The following is a 17,587-nucleotide window of genomic DNA, read 5'->3' as shown; positions in this document are numbered from 1 at the left end:
GCACGTGTGATTGCCTAGACTGATGCCGTGATGGAAACCGACGGAAAACCCGCCCGCAGCGGCTTCTTCGGCGTGTTCGGACGCCGCCGCACCGTACCCCCGATCCTGGTCGAGCTCCCGCCCTCGCACGGCTACGGAGTCGACGAGAACCTGCCGGCCGGCATCCGACTCGCCGCCGCCTGGTCCTGGCGCCTGCTCGCGCTCGCCGGCGCACTTGCTGTTTTCATCTTCATCGTCATCCAGCTCCGGTTGATCGTGATCCCGCTGCTCGTGGCCGTGCTGGTGTCGGCACTGCTCGTGCCCTTCGTCGGATTCCTGGTGCGACACCGATTTCCCAAGGCTCTCGCGGTCGTGGTCGCTCTGATCAATACCTTCGCGATCCTCGGCGGACTGATCACGCTGGCCGTGAAGCAGATCGCCATCGGCACGGTCGGCCTGAACGAGAGGCTCGCCGCCTCCTACGAGAGCCTCAAGGCCGTTCTCCTGGCGTCGCCGCTGCAGCTGACCGAACCGGAGCTCAACGCGTTCCTCGGCCAGGCCTGGGACGCCATTCAGGCGGACAGCCAGGTTTTCGTCTCTGGGGCGCTCTCCGTGGGGTCCTCGCTCGGCCACCTGGTGACAGGTTTCCTTCTGGCGCTGTTCAGCCTGCTGTTCATCCTGATCGATGGCAAGGGCATCTGGTCCTGGATCGTGCGCCTGTTCCCCCATGGCGCGCGCGCGGCCATCGATGGCGCGGGGGTGGCCGGCTGGACCACGCTGGGGAACTTCGCCAGGGTGCAGATCCTGGTGGCGTCCATCGACGCGATCGGCATCGGGGTCGGGGCCGCACTGCTGGGGGTTCCGCTCGCCATCCCGATCGGCGTGCTCGTTTTCCTCGGCTCGTTCATCCCCATCGTCGGCGCCGTGGCCACGGGCGCGGTGGCGGTCGTGATCGCCCTGATCTTCAACGACTGGGTGGTGGCTTTGCTGATGCTCGGCGTTGTGCTGCTGGTGCAGCAGATCGAGGGTCACGTGCTACAGCCCCTGATCATGGGTACGGCGGTCAAGGTGCATCCACTGGGTGTCGTTCTCGTGGTGGCGGCCGGCGCCCTGCTCGCGGGCATCGCCGGCGCCCTCTTCGCCGTGCCGATCGCTGCCGTACTCAACGTCATGATCAGCTACATCAACAGCGGGGCGTGGCGATCCGAGCAGACCGCCTCGGCACCCGTCTTCGCCTCCTCGTTGTGGCAGACCGTCCCGCAACGCCCCGGTTTCCGCCGACCGGCATACCGCCTCAAGAAAAGTGCCTCCCATGACTAATGTCTCGCTCGTCGGACCGACCCTGGCCGATTTCGAGTCCGCCCGGGATGTCGTCGGTCGGGTCGCCGCCGTCACCCCGATGGAAACGTCCCGCTACCTCTCGGAGCTCCTCGGCGCGCCGGTCCTCCTCAAGTGCGAGAACCTGCAGCGCACCGGGTCCTACAAGATCCGCGGCGCGTACAACCGGATGTCCAAGCTCACCGACGAAGAGAAGACCCGCGGCGTCGTGGCCGCCTCGGCCGGCAACCACGCCCAGGGCGTCGCCTTCGCGGCGCGGGAGCTCGGCATCCAGGCCACGATCTTCATGCCCGTGGGCGTCGCCCTGCCCAAGCTGCAGGCAACCCGCGACTACGGCGCGCACGTCATCCTGCGCGGCAATACGGTGGCCGAGCCGCTGCTCGCGGCCGCGGAGTGGGCCGCCGAGACCGGCGCCATCCTGATCCCGCCGTTCGACCACGCGGATGTCGTCACCGGCCAGGGCACCGTGGGTCTGGAGATCCTCGACCAGGTTCCCGACCTCGCCACCGTGATCGTTCCGATCGGCGGCGGCGGCCTCATCTCCGGTGTCGCCAGCGTGCTCAAGCAGCGCGCGCGCCGGGACGGCCGCCAGATCCGGGTGATCGGGGTGCAGGCCGCCAACGCGGCCGCTTACCCTCCGTCCCTCGAGGCCGGCCGGGTGCTGGAGATCCAGATCATGCCGACCATCGCCGACGGCATCGCGGTGGCCAAACCGGGCCTGCTGAATTTTGAGATCGTGCGTGATGCCGTCGATGAGGTCGTCACCGTCACCGAGGATGACACGGCTCGTGCCCTCCTGGTGCTGCTCGAGCGCGCCAAGCTCGTGGTCGAGCCGGCCGGCGCGGTCGCCGTGGCGGCGATCCTCGCAGGCAAGGTCACCGCGACCGGCCCGACGGTCGCGATCCTCAGCGGGGGAAACATCGACCCGCTGCTGATGCAGCGCGTGATCAGCCATGGTCTCTCGGCATCCGGCCGCTATCTCACGTTGCGCATCATGCTGCCCGACCGTCCCGGGCAGCTGGCCCGCATCTCGGAGCTGCTCGCCGAGGCGCACGCCAACGTGATCGAGGTTCTCCACACGCGGCACGGTGTGGGGCTTCAGATCAGCGAGGTCGAACTCAACGTCAGCGTCGAGACTCGCGGGCCCGACCACCGCCAGCTCGTCGTGGATGTGTTGCGTGCGGCCGGATACGACCCGCAGATCGACTAGCGGGGGAGCTTCGACGAATCGTGCGTCGTGGGTTTGACGCTCGTGACGGTGCCGTGCCTCTAACGAATTCGACGGAGATTCTGCCCGGATCGGCTCCAGAAGCCCCGAGAACTCGCATTTTCCGCAAAATCTCCGTCGAATCGGTTCGACGACGGGAGCCAGGCGGGGCGCGGCGCGAGCGGGGGACCGGTGCGGCTAGTTGCCGGTCCAGGTCTCCACGAGGAAGATCTCGACGGCGATTTCCTTGCCGGTGGGCGTCACGTACGACGTTGTCGCTCCGACGGCGAGGCCGATGATCGCGGTGCCGAGCGGGCTCTGCTCGCTGAAGACGTCGAGGTCGCTGTCCCCGGCGATCTCGCGGCTGCCGATCAGGAAGCGGGTCTCATCGCCGGCGATCGTGGCCGTGATCACGGTTCCCGGCTCGACGACGCCCCGGCTTTTCGGCGCATGGCCGACCTCGGCGTTGCGCAGCAGTAGAACGAGGGTGCGGATGCGGGCCTCCATCTTCCCCTGCTCATCCTTGGCCGCGTGGTAGCCCGAGTTCTCCTTGAGGTCGCCCTCCTCGCGAGCCGATTCGATCTTCTTCGCGATCTCGACGCGCCCGACGGTGCTGAGCGTGTCCAGCTCCGCGGCGAGGCGGTCGTGGGCCTCCTGCGTCAGCCAGGTGACCGTGGTTTCGGTAGTCATGGGTGGAATCTCCTCATGCTTGTTCGTGCTCGTTCGATGCCCGTGCGGGTGAACCCGCAGATATACAACGGACGCCCCGACGATCACGTCAGGGCGAAGTCATCAGTCTAGGTCAGCCAGCAGCGGTAAATCAATCCGGTGTTGCTCTGCTCGGTGGTGCGCACATCCGTCGTCGTCGACCGCGAATACACGATGCTCGCGGGCAGGTTGACGACTTTCCAGCCAACCACCGTGAAACTCTCGTTGAGCGCCTGAACCGCGCAGCTGGCGGTGCGGCCGACCGGGATGGACGCCTCGAACGTGACGCTCACAGTGTTCTCGTCGATGATGCTGTGACGGATGTCCCGGGTCTCGATCAAAGGCTGCGACGCCCCCAGTCCCACCCAGACCACGAAGCCCAGGAGGATTGCCGCGAGGGAGCCGGCTGAGACGAACAGAACGCGGCGGTCTCTCGTGCCCCGGTTCGGGGCGCGCCCGTACCGGGTGTCGAGGTTGCTGCTCAGGGCCACTCAGACTCCACACTCACGGATCAACGATTAGTCTTGGTACCAAGGTTATCTGGCATTTCTGAGGAGTTTCATGGCGCTGCGACTCTTGGCGGTGCACGCCCATCCCGACGACGAGTCGAGCAAGGGCGCTGCGACCTATGCCCACTACCGGCGTCTCGGCGCCGAAGTGATGATCCTGAGCTGCACGGGCGGCGAGCGGGGGAGCATCCTGAATGAGGCTCTGCTCGGCCATCCGCTGGCCGAGCGCGACCTGCCAGGACTGCGCCGTCTGGAAATGGCCGAGGCCCAGCGGGCCCTCGGCGTGCAGCACCGCTGGCTCGGCTACGAGGACTCCGGCATGAACGAAGACGGTTCGGTGCCCCCGAACTCGTTCGCGGACATCCCGGTGGTGATCTCCGCCGAACCGGTCGTCCGGCTGATCCGCGAATTTCGGCCGCAGGTCCTGGTGACCTACGACGAGAAGGGCGGCTACCCGCATCCCGACCACATCCGCTGCCACGACGTGTCGATGGAGGCCTACCGTGCCGCCGCCGACCCGACCCGGTACCCGGATGCCGGTGAGCCCTGGCAGGTCGAGAAGCTCTATTACGATCGGATTTTCAACCTTGAACGCGTCGACGCCATGTTCCTGGAACTGAGCGTCACGGAGCCGGACTCGCCCCTGCTGGAGCCGCTCGGAGCGGCCAGGGAATGGATGAAAGACTACCCGAAGCTGGCCACGACCCATGTGCCCGTCGGTGACTTCCTCGAGGTGCGGGACGCGGCGCTTCGAGCCCACGCGAGTCAGGTTGCTCCCACCAGCAGTTTCTTCTTCTGGCCGAACGACCTCATCCGCGAGGCGTGGCCCTATGAAGACTTCCAGCTCGTCGAATCGAAAGTGGACACCGTGATACCTGAATCCGACCTCTTCACCGGAATCCGGGACGACTCGTGAGCGGCCTGATCCTGGCTCCCCTCGTGAGCATCGTCTTGGCCGCCACCCCACCGCCGGAGTTCGACCCGAACACGGTGACGCCGGGCCCGGAAGGCTTTGTGGCGATTGCTCTGGTCGCCGTGGGAGCGGTGCTGCTGGCGATGGACATGGCCCGCCGAGTGCGCCGCAACACCTACCGCGCAGAGATTCAGGAACGTCTGCAGGCGGAGATGGCCGCACAGAAGGCCGCAGAGGCCGGAATCGCCGACAAGGACTAGCGAACTACGGGTGGATCGGGTTCGTCGCGATGATCATGATCGCCGCCCAGTGGCAGAGGAAGGCCACCACGGTCAGGGTATGGAAGATCTCGTGGAAGCCGAATACGCCCGGCAGCGGGTTCGGCCGCTTCATGCCGTAGATGACGGCGCCGACCGAGTAGCAGAGCCCGCCGACCATGATCAGTGTCATCATCGCTGCGTTGGCCTGGAAGAAGTCCACGATGAACATCAGCGCTCCCCAGCCGAGTGCCAGGTACAGCGGAACGTAGAGCCAGCGTGGGGCGTGGATCCAGAACACCCGGAACGCGATTCCGAGGATGGCGCCGCCCCAGACCAGCGACAGAAGCAGCGTGGACTTGGCGGGCGGCAGGGCCAGCACGGCGATGGGCGTGTAAGAGCCCGCGATCAGCAGGAAGATGTTGGCGTGGTCGATCCGTTTGAGGATGACCTTCGTGCGCGGACTCCAGTCGAACCGGTGGTACAGCGCCGAATTGCCGAACAGCAGCATCGAGCTGAGCACGAACACGAGCGAACTCCACCGGGCCGCGCTGCCCTCGGCCGACAGGAGCAGCACGATCCCGGCCACGATCGTGACCGGGAACGTGCCGGCGTGGATCCATCCTCGCCAGGTGGGCTTGACGTCCACCTGCGGGGGCAGGTCGTCCTCGAACAACGGCAGGTTGGGGATGTCATCCGCTGAGGCCATGCTGCAAGAATAGGACAGTGTGCATGCCGCGCGCGGTACGCGACGCTCCCGAGTGGGCTAGCGTAACTGTGTGCAGAAACGGGAAGTTCCTTGGGCGCGCGGCATTCTCTACGGGGTTTATCAGCGTCGGCTTCGTCGCGGGCTGACGCCGGATGTGCTTCCAAACCACGTCGCCATGATCATCGACGGCAACCGGCGCTGGGCCAAACAGCTCGGGTTCGACTCCGCCGCCCACGGGCATCGGGCCGGTGCCGCCAAGATGCGGGAGTTCCTCAAGTGGTGTGACGACCTCGGCATCTCCGTCGTCACGCTCTACCTGTTGTCGTCCGACAACCTCACCAACCGGCCCAGCGAAGAACTCGCGGAGCTGACGAAGATCATCGCCAAGCTCGCGGAGGAGTTGTCCCGGTACCGCGACTGGCGGGTGCAGCAGGTCGGCTCGAAGACCGGACTGCCCGAGCCGCTGGTGGCCGCACTGAACGCCGCGGAAGCGCGCACGGCCCGCAAGAAGGGGCTGCACGTCAACCTTGCCGTCGGCTACGGCGGGCGCACCGAGATCACCGACGCCATGCGCAGCATCGTGGGAGCGCACCTTGCCAGCGGCGGCGTGCTCGAGGACCTTGCGGAGACGCTGACCCCGGATCTGATCGGCGCGCACCTGTACACGGGCGGCCAGCCCGATCCGGACCTGGTCATCCGCACGTCGGGGGAGCAGCGCATCAGCGATTTCATGCTCTGGCAGAGCGCACACAGCGAGTTTTACTTCGTGGAGGCGCTCGGGCCTGACCTCCGCCAGGTCGATTTTCTGCGCGCCCTGCGCGATTTTGCTCGGCGCCAGCGCCGCTTCGGAGGGTAGGGGCACCTCATGACGGCTCTCGAACGGTTCCTTGACGGGTTCATCGCGGAACCCGGTTACCTCGACTATGCCCGGATCGGCCCGCTGTCGGCGGGTGTGGTCGCCGAAACCCTCGGCCAGACCGAGGTGCTCTCGCGGGCCCGGTTCGGCAGCCTGGACCACTTCCAAGCCCAGGACGAGCGGCTGCGCACCGCCGTGGCCCGGGCGACCGGATTCCGCGCCGACCAGGTCGTTTCCGAGCCCAACACCACCACCGGCGTGATGCAGGCCATGTTCGGCCTGACGGGGGCGGTGCTGCTGTCGTCGGGCGACTTTCCCACGGTCCCGTTCGCGGTCGTGCGCGCCGCGGAGGCGCTGCAGGTGGTCACCCCGCTCTGGCTGGCGACCGACCACGGCCGCGTCACCCCTGGTCAGATCCGGGAGCAGCTCACCCCGGCCACTGCCGCAGTGGCGGTCTGCCTCGTCGATTCCCGCACCGGCCATCGCGTGGACCTCGAGGGCATCCGTCAGGTCATCGGCGACCGTTTGCTCATCGTCGACGCCATCCAGGGTTTCGGCGCAGTGGATGTCCCCTACGAGGTGGCAGACGTCGTCGCGTCGGGCGGGCAGAAATGGTCCAGGGCCGGCTGGGGCACCGGGTTCCTGGCTCTCAGCGACCGTGCGGTGGAACGCCTGGTCCCCGTGTTCTCCGGTTTCGCCGGCACCGACGTCCCCGAGCCGTGGGACGAAGTGTTGCCGCCGAGCCGCAGCGCAAACGCGTTCCGGGTGAGCAATGGCGACGCCATCGCCCAGGCCCGGTTCGCGGCCGCCCTCGAGGAGGTGGCCGAGGTCGGTATCCGTGCCATTGAAGATGCGATCGCCGTGAACGTGTCGCTTCTGATCGATCTGGCGGACGAGTTCGCTGTGCCCGTGGTTTCCTCCCGAGACGACCGGGAGCGGGCCGGCATCCTGGTGCTCGAGCCACCGGCGAGCCAGCTCACGCTGCTGAGCATCGCGCTGCACAACCACGGGGTGACGGCGACGACCCGCAGCGGGACCGTGCGGCTGAGCACCCATGCTGCGCTCAGCCCGGACACGGTCGACATGCTGCGCGGGGCGTTCACCTCGTATGCGACCGCCGTGACCTACTGACGACGGCTCGGTGAACATTGTTTCGAATGGGCGTGTCGCTCTTCCCCTGGAGCGTGCGGGTAAGTAGCGTCATGCTTATCAGGTATGGCGCCTGATCGAGACGGCCACATAAGTACGGCTCGAGAACCCTGTGGCCGCTCGCCAACACAATCTGTGCCTCACGGGGCACGGGGTGGGAGTGGTTGTGACCGCTAATCAGATCGATAACAAGGGTTCTAACCAGAGCGCGTCGGCGACGGGGCAGACCGAATGCACGTACGTTCTTGACACCTCGGTTCTGCTCTCCGATCCCAAAGCGATCTTCCGTTTCGCGGAGCACGCCGTCGTGCTCCCCGTCGTGGTGATTGCGGAGCTCGAGGCCAAACGCAACGACCCGGAGATCGGCTACTTCGCTCGCCAGTCACTGCGGTTCCTTGACGAACTGCGGGTGAAGCACGAACGGTTGGACTTCCCGATCCCGGTCGGTGACGGCGGCAGCCTCCGCGTGGAGCTCAACCACTCGAACATGTCGGTGCTTCCGTCCGGACTGCAACTCGGTGACAACGACTCCCGCATCCTGGCCGTGGCCCTGAATCTCGCCCACGACGGCTTGAATGTGACCGTCGTCTCCAAGGACCTGCCCCTGCGGGTCAAGGCGGCCTCGCTCGGCCTCACCGCAGAAGAGTACCGTCATGAACTTGCCGTGGATTCCGGCTGGACCGGCATCGACGAGATCACCTTGGGCTCGAACCTGATCGACGAGCTCTACGACAAGGAGGTCGTGCACACCCGTCTCGTGCAGGACATGCCCGTGAACACGGGCCTGGTCATCCACTCCGACCGCGGTTCGGCGCTCGGCCGGGTGACCGGCAACGGCGCGATGAAGCTCGTGCGCGGCGACCGGGACGTCTTCGGGCTGAAGGGACGCTCGGCGGAGCAGCGGCTCGCCATCGACCTGCTGCTCGACCCGGAGATCGGTATCCTGTCACTGGGAGGTCGGGCCGGCACGGGGAAGTCGGCGCTCGCCCTCTGCGCCGGGCTCGAGGCCGTGCTGGAACGCCAGCAGCACCGCAAGATCATGGTCTTCCGACCGCTCTACGCGGTCGGCGGCCAGGAGCTGGGGTACCTGCCCGGCGACGCCGCCGAGAAGATGAGCCCGTGGGCCCAGGCGGTCTTCGACACACTCGGGGCCATCGTCTCCGAGAACGTGCTGGAGGAGGTCATCGAGCGCGGCATCCTCGAAGTCCTGCCGCTGACGCACATCCGCGGCCGGTCCCTGCACGACGCTTTCGTGATCGTCGATGAGGCTCAGTCGCTCGAACGCAACGTGCTACTCACGGTGCTCAGCCGGATCGGGCAGAACTCGCGGGTGGTCCTCACCCACGATGTGGCGCAGCGGGACAACCTGCGGGTCGGCCGCTTCGACGGGGTGGCGTCGGTGATCGAGACGCTCAAGGGACATCCGCTCTTCGCCCACATGACGCTCACCCGCTCGGAGCGGAGCGCGATCGCCGCCCTCGTGACCGAGATGCTCGAGGGCAACGAGGTGCGCTAGCGCCCTGACGAATTCGACGGAGATTTTGCCCCAGAAGCCGCTTTCGGTACGAAAACAGGCAACTGGGAGCAAAATCTCCGTCGAATTGGTGAGCGCTGAACGGACAAGGAGCTGCGCAAGTGAGAAAGCGCGGGGCTACTTCGCCTGAGGCGGGCGGGTCATGCTCAGCACGTCGAGGGCGGTGTCGAGCAGTTCGAGGGTGACCTCGCCGCGCTCAACGAAACCGAGCGCGATGACGGAATCGCGCACGGTCACCCCTTCGGCCACCGAGTACTTTGCCACCTTGGCCGCGGCCTCGTAGCCGATGACCCGGTTTAGAGGAGTGACGATGGCGGGGGAGGACTCGGCCAGCGCGCGCGCGCGCTCGACATTCGCTGTGAGGCCGTCGACGGTCTTGTCGGCGAGCACGCGGGCCGCGTTCGAGAGCAGGCGGATCGACTCGAGCAGGGCGGTGCCCATCACCGGGATCGCGACGTTGAGCTCGAACGAGCCCGACGCGCCCGACCAGGCGATTGTGGCGTCGTTGCCGATCACGCGGGAGCAGACCATCAGCACGGCCTCGGGGATCACCGGGTTCACCTTGCCCGGCATGATCGAGGAGCCCGGCTGCAGGTCGGGGATGTTCAGCTCGCCGAAGCCCGTGTTGGGTCCCGAGCCCATCCAGCGCAGGTCGTTGCAGATCTTGGTGAGGCTCACCGCGATGGTGCGAAGGGCGCCGGATGCGTCCACCAGGCCGTCCCGGTTGGCCTGCGCCTCGAAGTGGTCGCGTGCCTCGGTGACCGGCAGTTCGGTCTCCTCGACGAGCAGCTCGATCACGAGCTGCGGGAACCCGGCGGGCGTGTTGATGCCGGTTCCGACCGCAGTGCCGCCGAGGGGGACCTCCGCGACGCGGGGAAGCGCGGTCCGCACGCGCTCGATGCCGAGGCGCATCTGCCGCGCGTATCCGCCGAACTCCTGGCCGAGGGTGACCGGGGTGGCATCCATCAGGTGGGTGCGGCCGGCCTTGACCGCGCCGGCCCACAGCTCGGCCTTGGCCTCTAAGGCCACAGCCAGGTGGTCGAGTGCGGGGACGAGCTCGTCGATGAGCGCGCTCGTCACGGCGAGGTGCACGGATGTCGGGAACACGTCGTTGGAGGACTGAGACGCGTTCACGTGGTCGTTCGGGTGCACCGGGCGCCCGAGGCTGCGGGTCGCCAGGGTCGCGAGGACCTCGTTCATGTTCATGTTCGAGGAGGTGCCGCTGCCGGTTTGGTAGACGTCGATCGGGAACTCGGAGTCGTAGCGACCGGTGGAGACCTCGTCGGCGGCGGTGGCGATCGCGTTGGCGATGTCGACGTCTAGTACCCCTAGTTTCGCGTTCGCCAGGGCGGCGGACTTTTTGATGCGTGCCAGGGCGGCGATCTGGGCGGGCTCCAGTACCGAGCCGGAGATCGGGAAATTCTCGACGGCCCGCTGCGTCTGCGCCCCGTAGAGGGCGGCGACCGGAACCCGGACCTCGCCCATCGTGTCGTGTTCGATCCGGTACTCGGCTTCAGCGGTCTTGTCCACCACGGTGTGTATTACCTTTCGGTTGGGAATCTCTTCGGTACGGGAACGCGCGGCGACGGCCTGGGCGGCTCGCCGCGGGCGGGCTGCTCGGCTAAACCACGCCGACAACGATGTCGGGCACGGCACGGCCTTCGAGCAGCCGGTAGTTCGCCCCGACGATAGCCAATGTACCTTCTGCCACGGCCGCCCTGATCATCTCAGAGCGCTCGAGCAGTTCGGACACCGTGTCGCGAAGGTGTTCGCGGCCGACGGCGAGGGCGTCGACCAGCTCGGGATCGATCGACGTCGCATCCTTGGACTCCGCCACCCGGCGGACGGCCGGCACGATCTTCTCGATGATCCGGCTGATGTGCGCGGGCAGAGGTTGCGCGTCGGCGGCCTGGGAATCGATGGCGGCGCGCACGGCCCCGCAGCCGTCGTGGCCGAGCACCAGGATGAGCGGCACACGGAGCACGGCGACCGCGTATTCGAGTGAGCCGAGCACCGAATCGGAGATGACCTGACCGGCATTGCGCACGACGAAGAGGTCGCCGAGGCCCTTGTCGAAGATGATCTCGGCGGCCAGCCGCGAGTCGCTGCAGCCGAACAGGGCCGCGTCGGGGGTCTGTACGAAGGCGAGTTCGGCTCGGCGGTCCACATCCTGCCGCGGATGCCGCGGCTCGCCGCTCACGAAGCGGTCGTTTCCGCGCTGCAGGTCGGTCCAGACGTCTGCCGGTGTTGCTGCCTCGCCCATTACTGTCCCTCGGTGCTGTTGGAACTGATCTGTTCGGCCAGCACTGCGGCCAGGACGGCGAGTTCCTCGTCATCGGCGGTGCCGACGAGGAGGTAGGTACTGTCGCCGGCCGTGGTCACCAGAGCGGATTCGAAATTGCCGCGGTCATCTTCCGGTGCGGTGTTGCGGTAGACGTCCCAGGTGACTCCGGCGATCATGACGGTGCCGGCGACCGGAGCATCCTGCAGCTCGTCGGCGAGCCAGCTCGGGTTGGCGCCGAGCGCTTGGGTGAGGCCGATGAACTCGGTCTTGGCCGTGATCAGACCGATGTACCAGGACGGGATCTTGTCGCTTCCGCCCAGGCGCCACTGCGCGGCGTTGGCCGTCCACCCACTCGGCAACTCCGGAACCAGCAGGGGATCGGTGAGGCCGGGTTGCACCTGCGCGGCGACGGCGGCGAAATCGACGTCGCGGTTCTGCGGGGCGTCGCTGCGCGGCACCAGCAGCACGAGCACCAGGACTGTGCCCAGTGTGGCCAGCAGGGACAGGACCAGATTGTTCACGGTCTTGTGGGAGCGGTACTTGCGGGAGTTCTCGGCCAGCCGGGTGCGGGTTTCATCCGGCGTCTCCGGGCGACCCAGCTCTGCGACGATTCGGGGCGCGCGCTTGGCGGGGCTCATCCGGCTGTCGCGGCGGAGTCGACTTGGCCTGCCCTGGCGGCATCCAGCCTGGCTTTCGCGCCGATCAGCCACTCTTCGCAGCGGCGGGCGAGAGCCTCACCTCGTTCCCACAGCGCGAGCGATTCCTCCAGCGACGAGGCTCCCTGCTCGAGGGCGTTCACCACGCGCACGAGTTCATCCCGGGCCTGTTCGTAGCTCAGTGCGTTGATTTCGTCTGGTGCCGAGGTCATGGTGTCCATTCTAATTTCTCATTCGACGGTGTCGGGTCGGAGGTTGCCACGTCCGCGGTGGCCGCCAGAGCGCCCTCGGCGAGCGTGATCAGGAGTTTCGTTTGCGACGGTGCCTGCCCGGGCGAGCGCACCACCTGGCCGCCCTGCAACTGCACGATCGAGTAGCCGCGGTCGAGGGTGCCCTGGGGGGAGAGGGCGCGCAACTGGGAACGCAGGTCGACGATCACCGCTCCGGCCCGCTCGACCGCCCGGTCGATTAGCTCGGCGCCGCGGGCGACGTAGCGGGTGAGGTCCTCGGATCGGGAATCGATGATCCACTCGGGGGTGCTCAACACCGGGCGTGAGCGAAGCTGACCGATCCGGTCGACCTCGTGCGCGAGGATACCGGTCAGCCGGTTGCTGAGGCGGGCCCGGGCCTGCTGTACCCGGTTGAGTTCGTCGGAGACGTCCGGCACGACGCGTTTGGCGGCATCCGTCGGCGTCGACGCGCGAAGGTCGGCCACGTCGTCGAGCAGCGGCCGGTCGGCCTCGTGGCCGATCGCGCTGACCAGCGGGGTCGTGCAGGCCGCCGCAGCCCGGATCAGCGTCTCGTCGCTGAAGCCGAGCAGGTTCTGGAAGTCGCCGCCGCCGCGGGCGACGATGATCACGTCGACCTCCGGGTCGGCGTCCAGCCGCTGGATGGCCGCGGTCACCTCGGACACCATGCGATCACCCTGCACGGCGGCGTAGGCCAGGTCGAAAGTGACGGCCGGCCAGCGCAGCTGGGCGTTGCGGATGACGTCTTTCTCAGCGTCGGAGTCTTTGCCGGTGACCAGGCCGATGCAATGGGGGAGGAAGGGCAGCGGCTTCTTGCGGGACGCGTCGAACAGACCCTCGCTGGCCAGCCGATTGCGCAGTCGTTCGAGCCGTTCCAGCATGTCGCCGAGGCCCACGTGGCGCATCTCGAGCATCTGCATGGTGAGAGTGCCACCCTTGACCCAGTAGTTGGGTTTGACGAGGGCGATGACCCGGTCGCCCTGCTTGAAGTCGTTGGTCAGCTTCGCGCGCACCGACGACCAGATCGTGAAGCCGACCGTGGCGTCTTCGGTGAGGTCCTTGAGCTTGCCGTAAACGTTGCCGCCGCTGGCGCCCCACTGGGTGATCTCGCCCTCGACCCAGGCCGTGCCGAGGCGCTCGATGTAGCCGCGGATCTTGTTGGCCAGCAGCCCGACCGGCCAGGGGGTCTCGAGGGTGGGTGGTGCGTCCGTCATCAATCGTTCCTCCCACGGACTGCACAGTCGGCCCCCATAAGATGAGGAGGTGACTATCAGTACGGATTCGCCTGTGATCGGCCTTGGCATGCCACGGCTTCCCCGCGCACGCAACAGGCTCAAGGATACCCCGGTGCTCGGACGCAAACGGGTGCTGCTGGCCGCCCCGCGAGGCTACTGCGCCGGCGTGGACCGTGCCGTCATCGCCGTCGAGAAGGCCCTCGAACTGTATGGCTCCCCCGTGTATGTGCGCAAGCAGATCGTGCACAACATCCACGTGGTCTCCGAGCTGGAGAAGAAGGGGGCGATCTTCGTCGAGGAAGTAGACGAGGTGCCCACCGGCTCCCACATCGTTTTCAGCGCCCACGGCGTGTCACCGGCCGTCGTCACTGCGGCGGCGGACCGCGGCCTGCTGGCAATCGACGCCACCTGCCCACTGGTCACGAAGGTGCACCGTGAGGCCGTGCGCTTCGCCCGGGACGACTTCCAGATCCTGCTGATCGGCCACGAAGGCCACGAAGAGGTCGAGGGAACCGCGGGGGAGGCACCCGAGCACACCACGCTCGTCGGGAGCCCTGACGACGCCGACACCATCGAGGTGCGCGACCCCGACAAGGTGGTCTGGCTGTCCCAGACCACGCTGAGCGTGGACGAGACCATGGAAACCGTGCGTCGCCTGCGTACCCGTTTTCCAAATCTGCAGGATCCCCCCAGCGACGACATCTGCTACGCCACCCAGAATCGCCAGGTGGCGATCAAGAAGGTGGCCCGTGATTCGGACCTCGTCATTGTGGTCGGCTCGGCGAACTCGTCCAACTCGGTGCGACTGGTCGAGGTGGCGCTGGAGTACGGTGCCCGGGCTGCCTACCGCGTGGACTTCGCCAGCGAGATCCAGCAGGAGTGGCTCGACGGGGTTGTCACCGTGGGCGTGACCAGCGGGGCATCCGTGCCCGACGAACTCGTGCACGAGGTGCTCGCCGATCTGGCCGAGGCCGGCTACGGCGACATCGAAGAGATCAAGACGGCCGAGGAGGACCTGCTGTTCTCGCTGCCGAAGGAACTGCGCAAGGACCTGGCCGGCAACGCGGATGCCCGCGGTCTCGGCGGACGGGTCAGCAGCTAGGAACCGGCCAACTGCGTTCACCACGAAGGCCCCCGTCGATCAGATCCAGGATCTGACCGACGGGGGCCTTCGTGTACGCCGGACCCGGCAGAATGGCGTCGTCTACAGCTGGCCGTAGACGTCCATCAGGTTCGGGTCGTTGAGAAGCGTCGGGTCGGTGGCCAAAACCGCGGTGGTGAAGGCGATGAACACGAACGCGGACAGGACCACACCGATCAGCGGCACGTAGAACGCGCGCTTGCCTCGGACCAGCAACAGGATCACGCCTGCCGCCGTGGCCAGCCAGACCAGGGACACACCGATGATCCCGGCCGTGACCAGCCCGGCCGCGGAGGGATCCGGCTCATACGCGGCGAGATCCAGCTGGGTATGGAGCAACTGAATGGACTCGGTGATCATCGTGAGCATGCTGACCGCGAAGAACGTGGACAGGAGCCCGAGGACGAGCAGGCTCAGAGTCACCGGCCGGTCCCAGGCCGGCGCGGTTCCGGCCGGGCGCACAGCCCGCTCGGGGGCCGCGGACGGCCCCGGAGCCGGCGGTGTGGCGAGCGTGGGCTCATCCGGGCTAGGAGTCCAGCTCCAACCCTCGGGCGCAAGCTCACCGTACTGGGGACGGGGCCGGGAATCCTCCGGAGGGGTTCCCGAAGGAGTCGACGAAGAATTCTCGGCCATCGTCATCCGGTGCTAGCTGTTCGAGTGGCCGGCGGAGCCGAGCTGGCGGGTGGCGTCGGCGACGCGAGCGGCCATGCCCGTCTCGGCAACCTTGCCCCAGGCGCGCGGGTCGTAGACCTTCTTGTTGCCGACTTCGCCGTCAACCTTGAGCACGCTGTCATAGTTGCTCAGCATGTAGCCGGCGACCGCGCGGGTGAACGCGTACTGGGTGTCGGTGTCGATGTTCATTTTGACGACACCGTTCGCGACGGCCTCGGCGATCTCGGCGTCGGTCGAGCCTGACCCACCGTGGAAGACCAGGTCGAGCGGCTTCGGGCCGGTACCCAGCTTGGCGGCGACGCCGTCCTGGATCTCCTTGAGGAGCTCCGGGCGCAGCTTGACGTTGCCGGGCTTGTACACGCCGTGCACGTTGCCGAAGGTGAGGGCAGCCATGTAGCGGCCGTTCTCGCCCATGCCGAGGGAATCGATCATCGAGAGCGCGTCGTCGAGTGTCGTGTACAGGTTCTCGTTGATGTCGCCCTCGACGCCGTCTTCTTCGCCGCCGACGGCGCCGATCTCGACCTCGAGGATGGTGTTGATCGCCTGGGTGCGCTTCAGGATGTCCTTGGCGATGTCCAGGTTCTCTGCCAGCGGGATTGCGGAGCCGTCCCACATGTGCGACTGGAAGATCGGGTTGCGGCCGGCCTTCACCTCGTCTTCGGAAGCGGAGATGAGCGGGAGGACGAAGTCCTCGAGCGCGCCCTTGGGGCAGTGGTCCGTGTGGAGCGCAACGGTAATGGGGTAATTGTCGGCGACGGACTGCACGAAGCGCGCCATCGCGAGCGCACCGGATGCGCGGTTCTTGACCGTGTGGCCGGCGAAGTAATCTGCGCCACCAGTGGTGACCTGGATGATGCCGTCAGAGCCGGCTTCGGTCAGGCCCTGAAGAACGGCATTAATGCTTTGAGAAGACGAAACGTTGAACGCCGGGTAGGCGAACCCCTTCGTCTTGGCCTTGTTGAGCATCTCGGCGTACTGGTCTGGGGTTGCGATGGGCATTGTTGAGTCTCCTCGATTGAACCGTTTCGGTCTTCTCATCCTACCGAGGTGGGTCTCCGGCCGTGCCAGCGAGCGAACGCCCCCGCGACGAAGAGCGGGCGCTAGGCTGAACGAGGCAGCACCGACACCGGTGCCGGCCCAAAGATGGGTCTTGCCACTGCCGCACTCTTCGTCCGGGAAGGACCATCTGTGAACAGCCCCGAAGTCGCCCCCAATTTCATGCACCCCGACCGCAACCTTGCGATGGAATTGGTGCGGGCCACCGAGGCCGCAGCGATTCGTGCGGTCCCGTTCATCGGCCGCGGCGACAAGAATGCCGCAGACAAGGCAGCCGTCGACGCCATGCGCGTCTTCCTCGGCACCGTGAACTTCGACGGACTCATCGTCATCGGCGAGGGTGAGAAAGACGAAGCCCCGATGCTCTTCAACGGTGAGCGCGTCGGCAACGGAACCGGACCCGCCTGCGACATCGCGGTCGACCCGATCGACGGCACCAGCCTCACCGCCGCCGGACGCCAGAATGCCCTCTCCGTGATCGCGGTCTCCTCCCGCGGCACCATGCTCGACGCGTCATCCGTGTTCTACATGGACAAGATCGTCACGGGCGCCGCCGGGCGCGGAGTCGTCAGCCTCGACGCCCCGATCGGCGACAACATCCGTGAGCTGTCGAAGGCGACGGGCAAGCCAGTCGGCGAAATGGTCCTCGCCGTGCTCGACCGTCCCCGCCACGCCGAACTTATCGACGCCATTCGCAGCGCCGGAGCGGGCACGCGGCTGATGAGCGACGGCGACGTCGCCGGCGGCATCAACGCGGCTCGCTGGGAAACGCGCATCGACATGTGCGTCGGCACGGGTGGCAGCCCGGAAGGCATCACCACGGCCTGCGCGCTCAAGGCCATCGGCGGCTACATGCAGGGACGCCTGGCACCGAAGGACGACGCCGAGCGTGCGGGTGCCGTCGCGGCCGGCCTCGACGTCGACAAGCTGCTCGAGCTGGACGACATGGTCAGCGGCGACAACACCTTCTTCGTCGCCACGGGCGTGACGGATGGCGGACTCGTCGACGGCGTGCGCCGCCAGGGCCCGATCATCCGCACCGAGAGCATCGTGCTGCGCTCGAAGTCCGGCACCACGCGTCGGGTGATCGCCGAGCACCTCGCCTCGAAGTGGCTCTAGGCGCTCGGCTTTAGCTG

Annotated in this window: 19 protein-coding genes; 9 read left to right on the top strand and 10 right to left on the bottom strand. The window is 66.9% G+C overall.

Annotated features, from left to right (window positions below):
- Window positions 1-30: 30 nt before the first annotated feature.
- A complete protein-coding gene (locus tag E3N86_RS03555; protein WP_134374580.1) occupies window positions 31-1,299 on the top strand; it encodes an AI-2E family transporter in 1,269 nt (422 codons plus the stop codon).
- Complete coding sequence (gene ilvA / locus E3N86_RS03550) at window positions 1,292-2,527, top strand: threonine ammonia-lyase (protein ID WP_104170842.1); 1,236 nt, start codon at window positions 1,292-1,294, stop codon at window positions 2,525-2,527. Before E3N86_RS03555 ends, ilvA begins: the two co-directional genes overlap by 8 nt.
- 195 nt (window positions 2,528-2,722) lie before the next feature.
- On the opposite strand, the gene greA is transcribed toward ilvA, so the two are convergent.
- Window positions 2,723-3,214 carry a transcription elongation factor GreA gene (gene greA / locus E3N86_RS03545; RefSeq protein ID WP_104170843.1) on the bottom strand — a complete coding sequence of 164 codons (492 nt, stop codon included), beginning with the start codon at window positions 3,212-3,214 and terminating at the stop codon, window positions 2,723-2,725.
- A gap of 107 nt (window positions 3,215-3,321) precedes the next feature.
- Window positions 3,322-3,723 (bottom strand): DUF4307 domain-containing protein, encoded by a 402-nt coding sequence (locus E3N86_RS03540; RefSeq protein WP_134342317.1) that lies wholly within the window; start codon window positions 3,721-3,723, stop codon window positions 3,322-3,324.
- A gap of 70 nt (window positions 3,724-3,793) precedes the next feature.
- Between E3N86_RS03540 and mca the strand changes: the two genes are divergently transcribed.
- Window positions 3,794-4,657 carry a mycothiol conjugate amidase Mca gene (gene mca, locus E3N86_RS03535; RefSeq protein ID WP_174842992.1) on the top strand — a complete coding sequence of 288 codons (864 nt, stop codon included), beginning with the start codon at window positions 3,794-3,796 and terminating at the stop codon, window positions 4,655-4,657.
- Window positions 4,654-4,914 carry a hypothetical protein gene (locus E3N86_RS03530; RefSeq protein WP_233191388.1) on the top strand — a complete coding sequence of 87 codons (261 nt, stop codon included), beginning with the start codon at window positions 4,654-4,656 and terminating at the stop codon, window positions 4,912-4,914. The genes mca and E3N86_RS03530 overlap by 4 nt, the downstream gene beginning before the upstream one ends.
- Before the next feature lie 4 nt (window positions 4,915-4,918).
- On the opposite strand, the gene E3N86_RS03525 is transcribed toward E3N86_RS03530, so the two are convergent.
- Entirely contained in the window at window positions 4,919-5,620 is a 702-nt protein-coding gene (locus tag E3N86_RS03525; RefSeq protein ID WP_134342318.1) for a hemolysin III family protein, read from the bottom strand.
- Between the two features lie 70 nt (window positions 5,621-5,690).
- On the opposite strand from E3N86_RS03525, the gene E3N86_RS03520 reads away from it, so the two are divergent.
- The 3 genes from E3N86_RS03520 (at window position 5,691) to E3N86_RS03510 (ending at window position 9,141) form a co-directional block, all read left to right on the top strand.
- Window positions 5,691-6,476 carry an isoprenyl transferase gene (locus E3N86_RS03520; RefSeq protein WP_104100852.1) on the top strand — a complete coding sequence of 262 codons (786 nt, stop codon included), beginning with the start codon at window positions 5,691-5,693 and terminating at the stop codon, window positions 6,474-6,476.
- 9 nt (window positions 6,477-6,485) lie between these two features.
- The gene (locus E3N86_RS03515) at window positions 6,486-7,607 is read left to right on the top strand and encodes an aminotransferase class V-fold PLP-dependent enzyme (RefSeq protein WP_134511339.1); all 1,122 of its coding nucleotides are present in this window, start codon (window positions 6,486-6,488) and stop codon (window positions 7,605-7,607) included.
- Between the two features lie 199 nt (window positions 7,608-7,806).
- A complete protein-coding gene (locus tag E3N86_RS03510) occupies window positions 7,807-9,141 on the top strand; it encodes a PhoH family protein (RefSeq protein WP_233191395.1) in 1,335 nt (444 codons plus the stop codon).
- 135 nt (window positions 9,142-9,276) lie between these two features.
- Here the strand turns inward: E3N86_RS03510 and E3N86_RS03505 are convergent, their stop codons facing one another.
- The 5 genes from E3N86_RS03505 to xseA form a co-directional block, all read right to left on the bottom strand.
- Window positions 9,277-10,692 (bottom strand): aspartate ammonia-lyase, encoded by a 1,416-nt coding sequence (locus E3N86_RS03505; protein ID WP_134511338.1) that lies wholly within the window; start codon window positions 10,690-10,692, stop codon window positions 9,277-9,279.
- Window positions 10,693-10,780: 88 nt separating this feature from the next.
- Window positions 10,781-11,422 carry a carbonic anhydrase gene (locus E3N86_RS03500; protein WP_104100856.1) on the bottom strand — a complete coding sequence of 214 codons (642 nt, stop codon included), beginning with the start codon at window positions 11,420-11,422 and terminating at the stop codon, window positions 10,781-10,783.
- Window positions 11,422-12,081 carry a DUF4245 domain-containing protein gene (locus E3N86_RS03495; RefSeq protein ID WP_104100857.1) on the bottom strand — a complete coding sequence of 220 codons (660 nt, stop codon included), beginning with the start codon at window positions 12,079-12,081 and terminating at the stop codon, window positions 11,422-11,424. The genes E3N86_RS03500 and E3N86_RS03495 overlap by 1 nt, the downstream gene beginning before the upstream one ends.
- Window positions 12,078-12,311, bottom strand: a complete 234-nt coding sequence (locus E3N86_RS03490; protein WP_347232351.1) for an exodeoxyribonuclease VII small subunit — start codon at window positions 12,309-12,311, stop codon at window positions 12,078-12,080. The genes E3N86_RS03495 and E3N86_RS03490 overlap by 4 nt, the downstream gene beginning before the upstream one ends.
- On the bottom strand, window positions 12,308-13,561 hold the full coding sequence (gene xseA / locus E3N86_RS03485; protein WP_104100859.1) for an exodeoxyribonuclease VII large subunit: 1,254 nt from the start codon (window positions 13,559-13,561) through the stop codon (window positions 12,308-12,310). The genes E3N86_RS03490 and xseA overlap by 4 nt, the downstream gene beginning before the upstream one ends.
- Window positions 13,562-13,649: 88 nt before the next feature.
- Between xseA and E3N86_RS03480 the strand changes: the two genes are divergently transcribed.
- Window positions 13,650-14,684 (top strand): 4-hydroxy-3-methylbut-2-enyl diphosphate reductase, encoded by a 1,035-nt coding sequence (locus E3N86_RS03480; protein ID WP_134511355.1) that lies wholly within the window; start codon window positions 13,650-13,652, stop codon window positions 14,682-14,684.
- 102 nt (window positions 14,685-14,786) lie between these two features.
- Here the strand turns inward: E3N86_RS03480 and E3N86_RS17255 are convergent, their stop codons facing one another.
- Both E3N86_RS17255 and fbaA read right to left on the bottom strand, forming a co-directional pair.
- Window positions 14,787-15,356 (bottom strand): DUF6264 family protein, encoded by a 570-nt coding sequence (locus tag E3N86_RS17255; RefSeq protein WP_233191389.1) that lies wholly within the window; start codon window positions 15,354-15,356, stop codon window positions 14,787-14,789.
- A 12-nt stretch (window positions 15,357-15,368) separates the two neighbouring features.
- Window positions 15,369-16,394, bottom strand: a complete 1,026-nt coding sequence (gene fbaA, locus E3N86_RS03470) for a class II fructose-bisphosphate aldolase (RefSeq protein ID WP_104100861.1) — start codon at window positions 16,392-16,394, stop codon at window positions 15,369-15,371.
- 219 nt (window positions 16,395-16,613) lie between these two features.
- Here fbaA and glpX point away from each other — a divergent pair, with 219 nt between their 5' ends.
- A complete protein-coding gene (gene glpX / locus E3N86_RS03465) occupies window positions 16,614-17,570 on the top strand; it encodes a class II fructose-bisphosphatase (RefSeq protein ID WP_233191397.1) in 957 nt (318 codons plus the stop codon).
- Window positions 17,571-17,587: the final 17 nt, after the last annotated feature.

Origin of the sequence: Cryobacterium sp. Hz7, from assembly GCF_004402815.1 — a bacterium.
Classification (GTDB): domain Bacteria; phylum Actinomycetota; class Actinomycetes; order Actinomycetales; family Microbacteriaceae; genus Cryobacterium; species Cryobacterium sandaracinum.
This window is presented reverse-complemented; position numbering and strand designations above follow the sequence as displayed.

Excerpts from the sequence above, each read along its gene's own strand:
- ilvA (WP_104170842.1), top strand. The coding sequence starts at position 1,292 with ATGACTAATGTCTCGCTCGTCGGACCGACCCTGGCCGATTTCGAGTCC.
- glpX (WP_233191397.1), top strand. The coding sequence starts at position 16,614 with ATGCACCCCGACCGCAACCTTGCGATGGAATTGGTGCGGGCCACCGAG.
- E3N86_RS03525 (WP_134342318.1), bottom strand. The coding sequence starts at position 5,620 with ATGGCCTCAGCGGATGACATCCCCAACCTGCCGTTGTTCGAGGACGAC.
- xseA (WP_104100859.1), bottom strand. The coding sequence starts at position 13,561 with ATGACGGACGCACCACCCACCCTCGAGACCCCCTGGCCGGTCGGGCTG.
- E3N86_RS03495 (WP_104100857.1), bottom strand. The coding sequence starts at position 12,081 with ATGAGCCCCGCCAAGCGCGCGCCCCGAATCGTCGCAGAGCTGGGTCGC.
- E3N86_RS03490 (WP_347232351.1), bottom strand. The coding sequence starts at position 12,311 with ATGACCTCGGCACCAGACGAAATCAACGCACTGAGCTACGAACAGGCC.
- E3N86_RS03515 (WP_134511339.1), top strand. The coding sequence starts at position 6,486 with ATGACGGCTCTCGAACGGTTCCTTGACGGGTTCATCGCGGAACCCGGT.
- E3N86_RS03480 (WP_134511355.1), top strand. The coding sequence starts at position 13,650 with ATGCCACGGCTTCCCCGCGCACGCAACAGGCTCAAGGATACCCCGGTG.
- E3N86_RS17255 (WP_233191389.1), bottom strand. The coding sequence starts at position 15,356 with ATGGCCGAGAATTCTTCGTCGACTCCTTCGGGAACCCCTCCGGAGGAT.
- E3N86_RS03555 (WP_134374580.1), top strand. The coding sequence starts at position 31 with ATGGAAACCGACGGAAAACCCGCCCGCAGCGGCTTCTTCGGCGTGTTC.
- fbaA (WP_104100861.1), bottom strand. The coding sequence starts at position 16,394 with ATGCCCATCGCAACCCCAGACCAGTACGCCGAGATGCTCAACAAGGCC.
- greA (WP_104170843.1), bottom strand. The coding sequence starts at position 3,214 with ATGACTACCGAAACCACGGTCACCTGGCTGACGCAGGAGGCCCACGAC.
- mca (WP_174842992.1), top strand. The coding sequence starts at position 3,794 with ATGGCGCTGCGACTCTTGGCGGTGCACGCCCATCCCGACGACGAGTCG.
- E3N86_RS03500 (WP_104100856.1), bottom strand. The coding sequence starts at position 11,422 with ATGGGCGAGGCAGCAACACCGGCAGACGTCTGGACCGACCTGCAGCGC.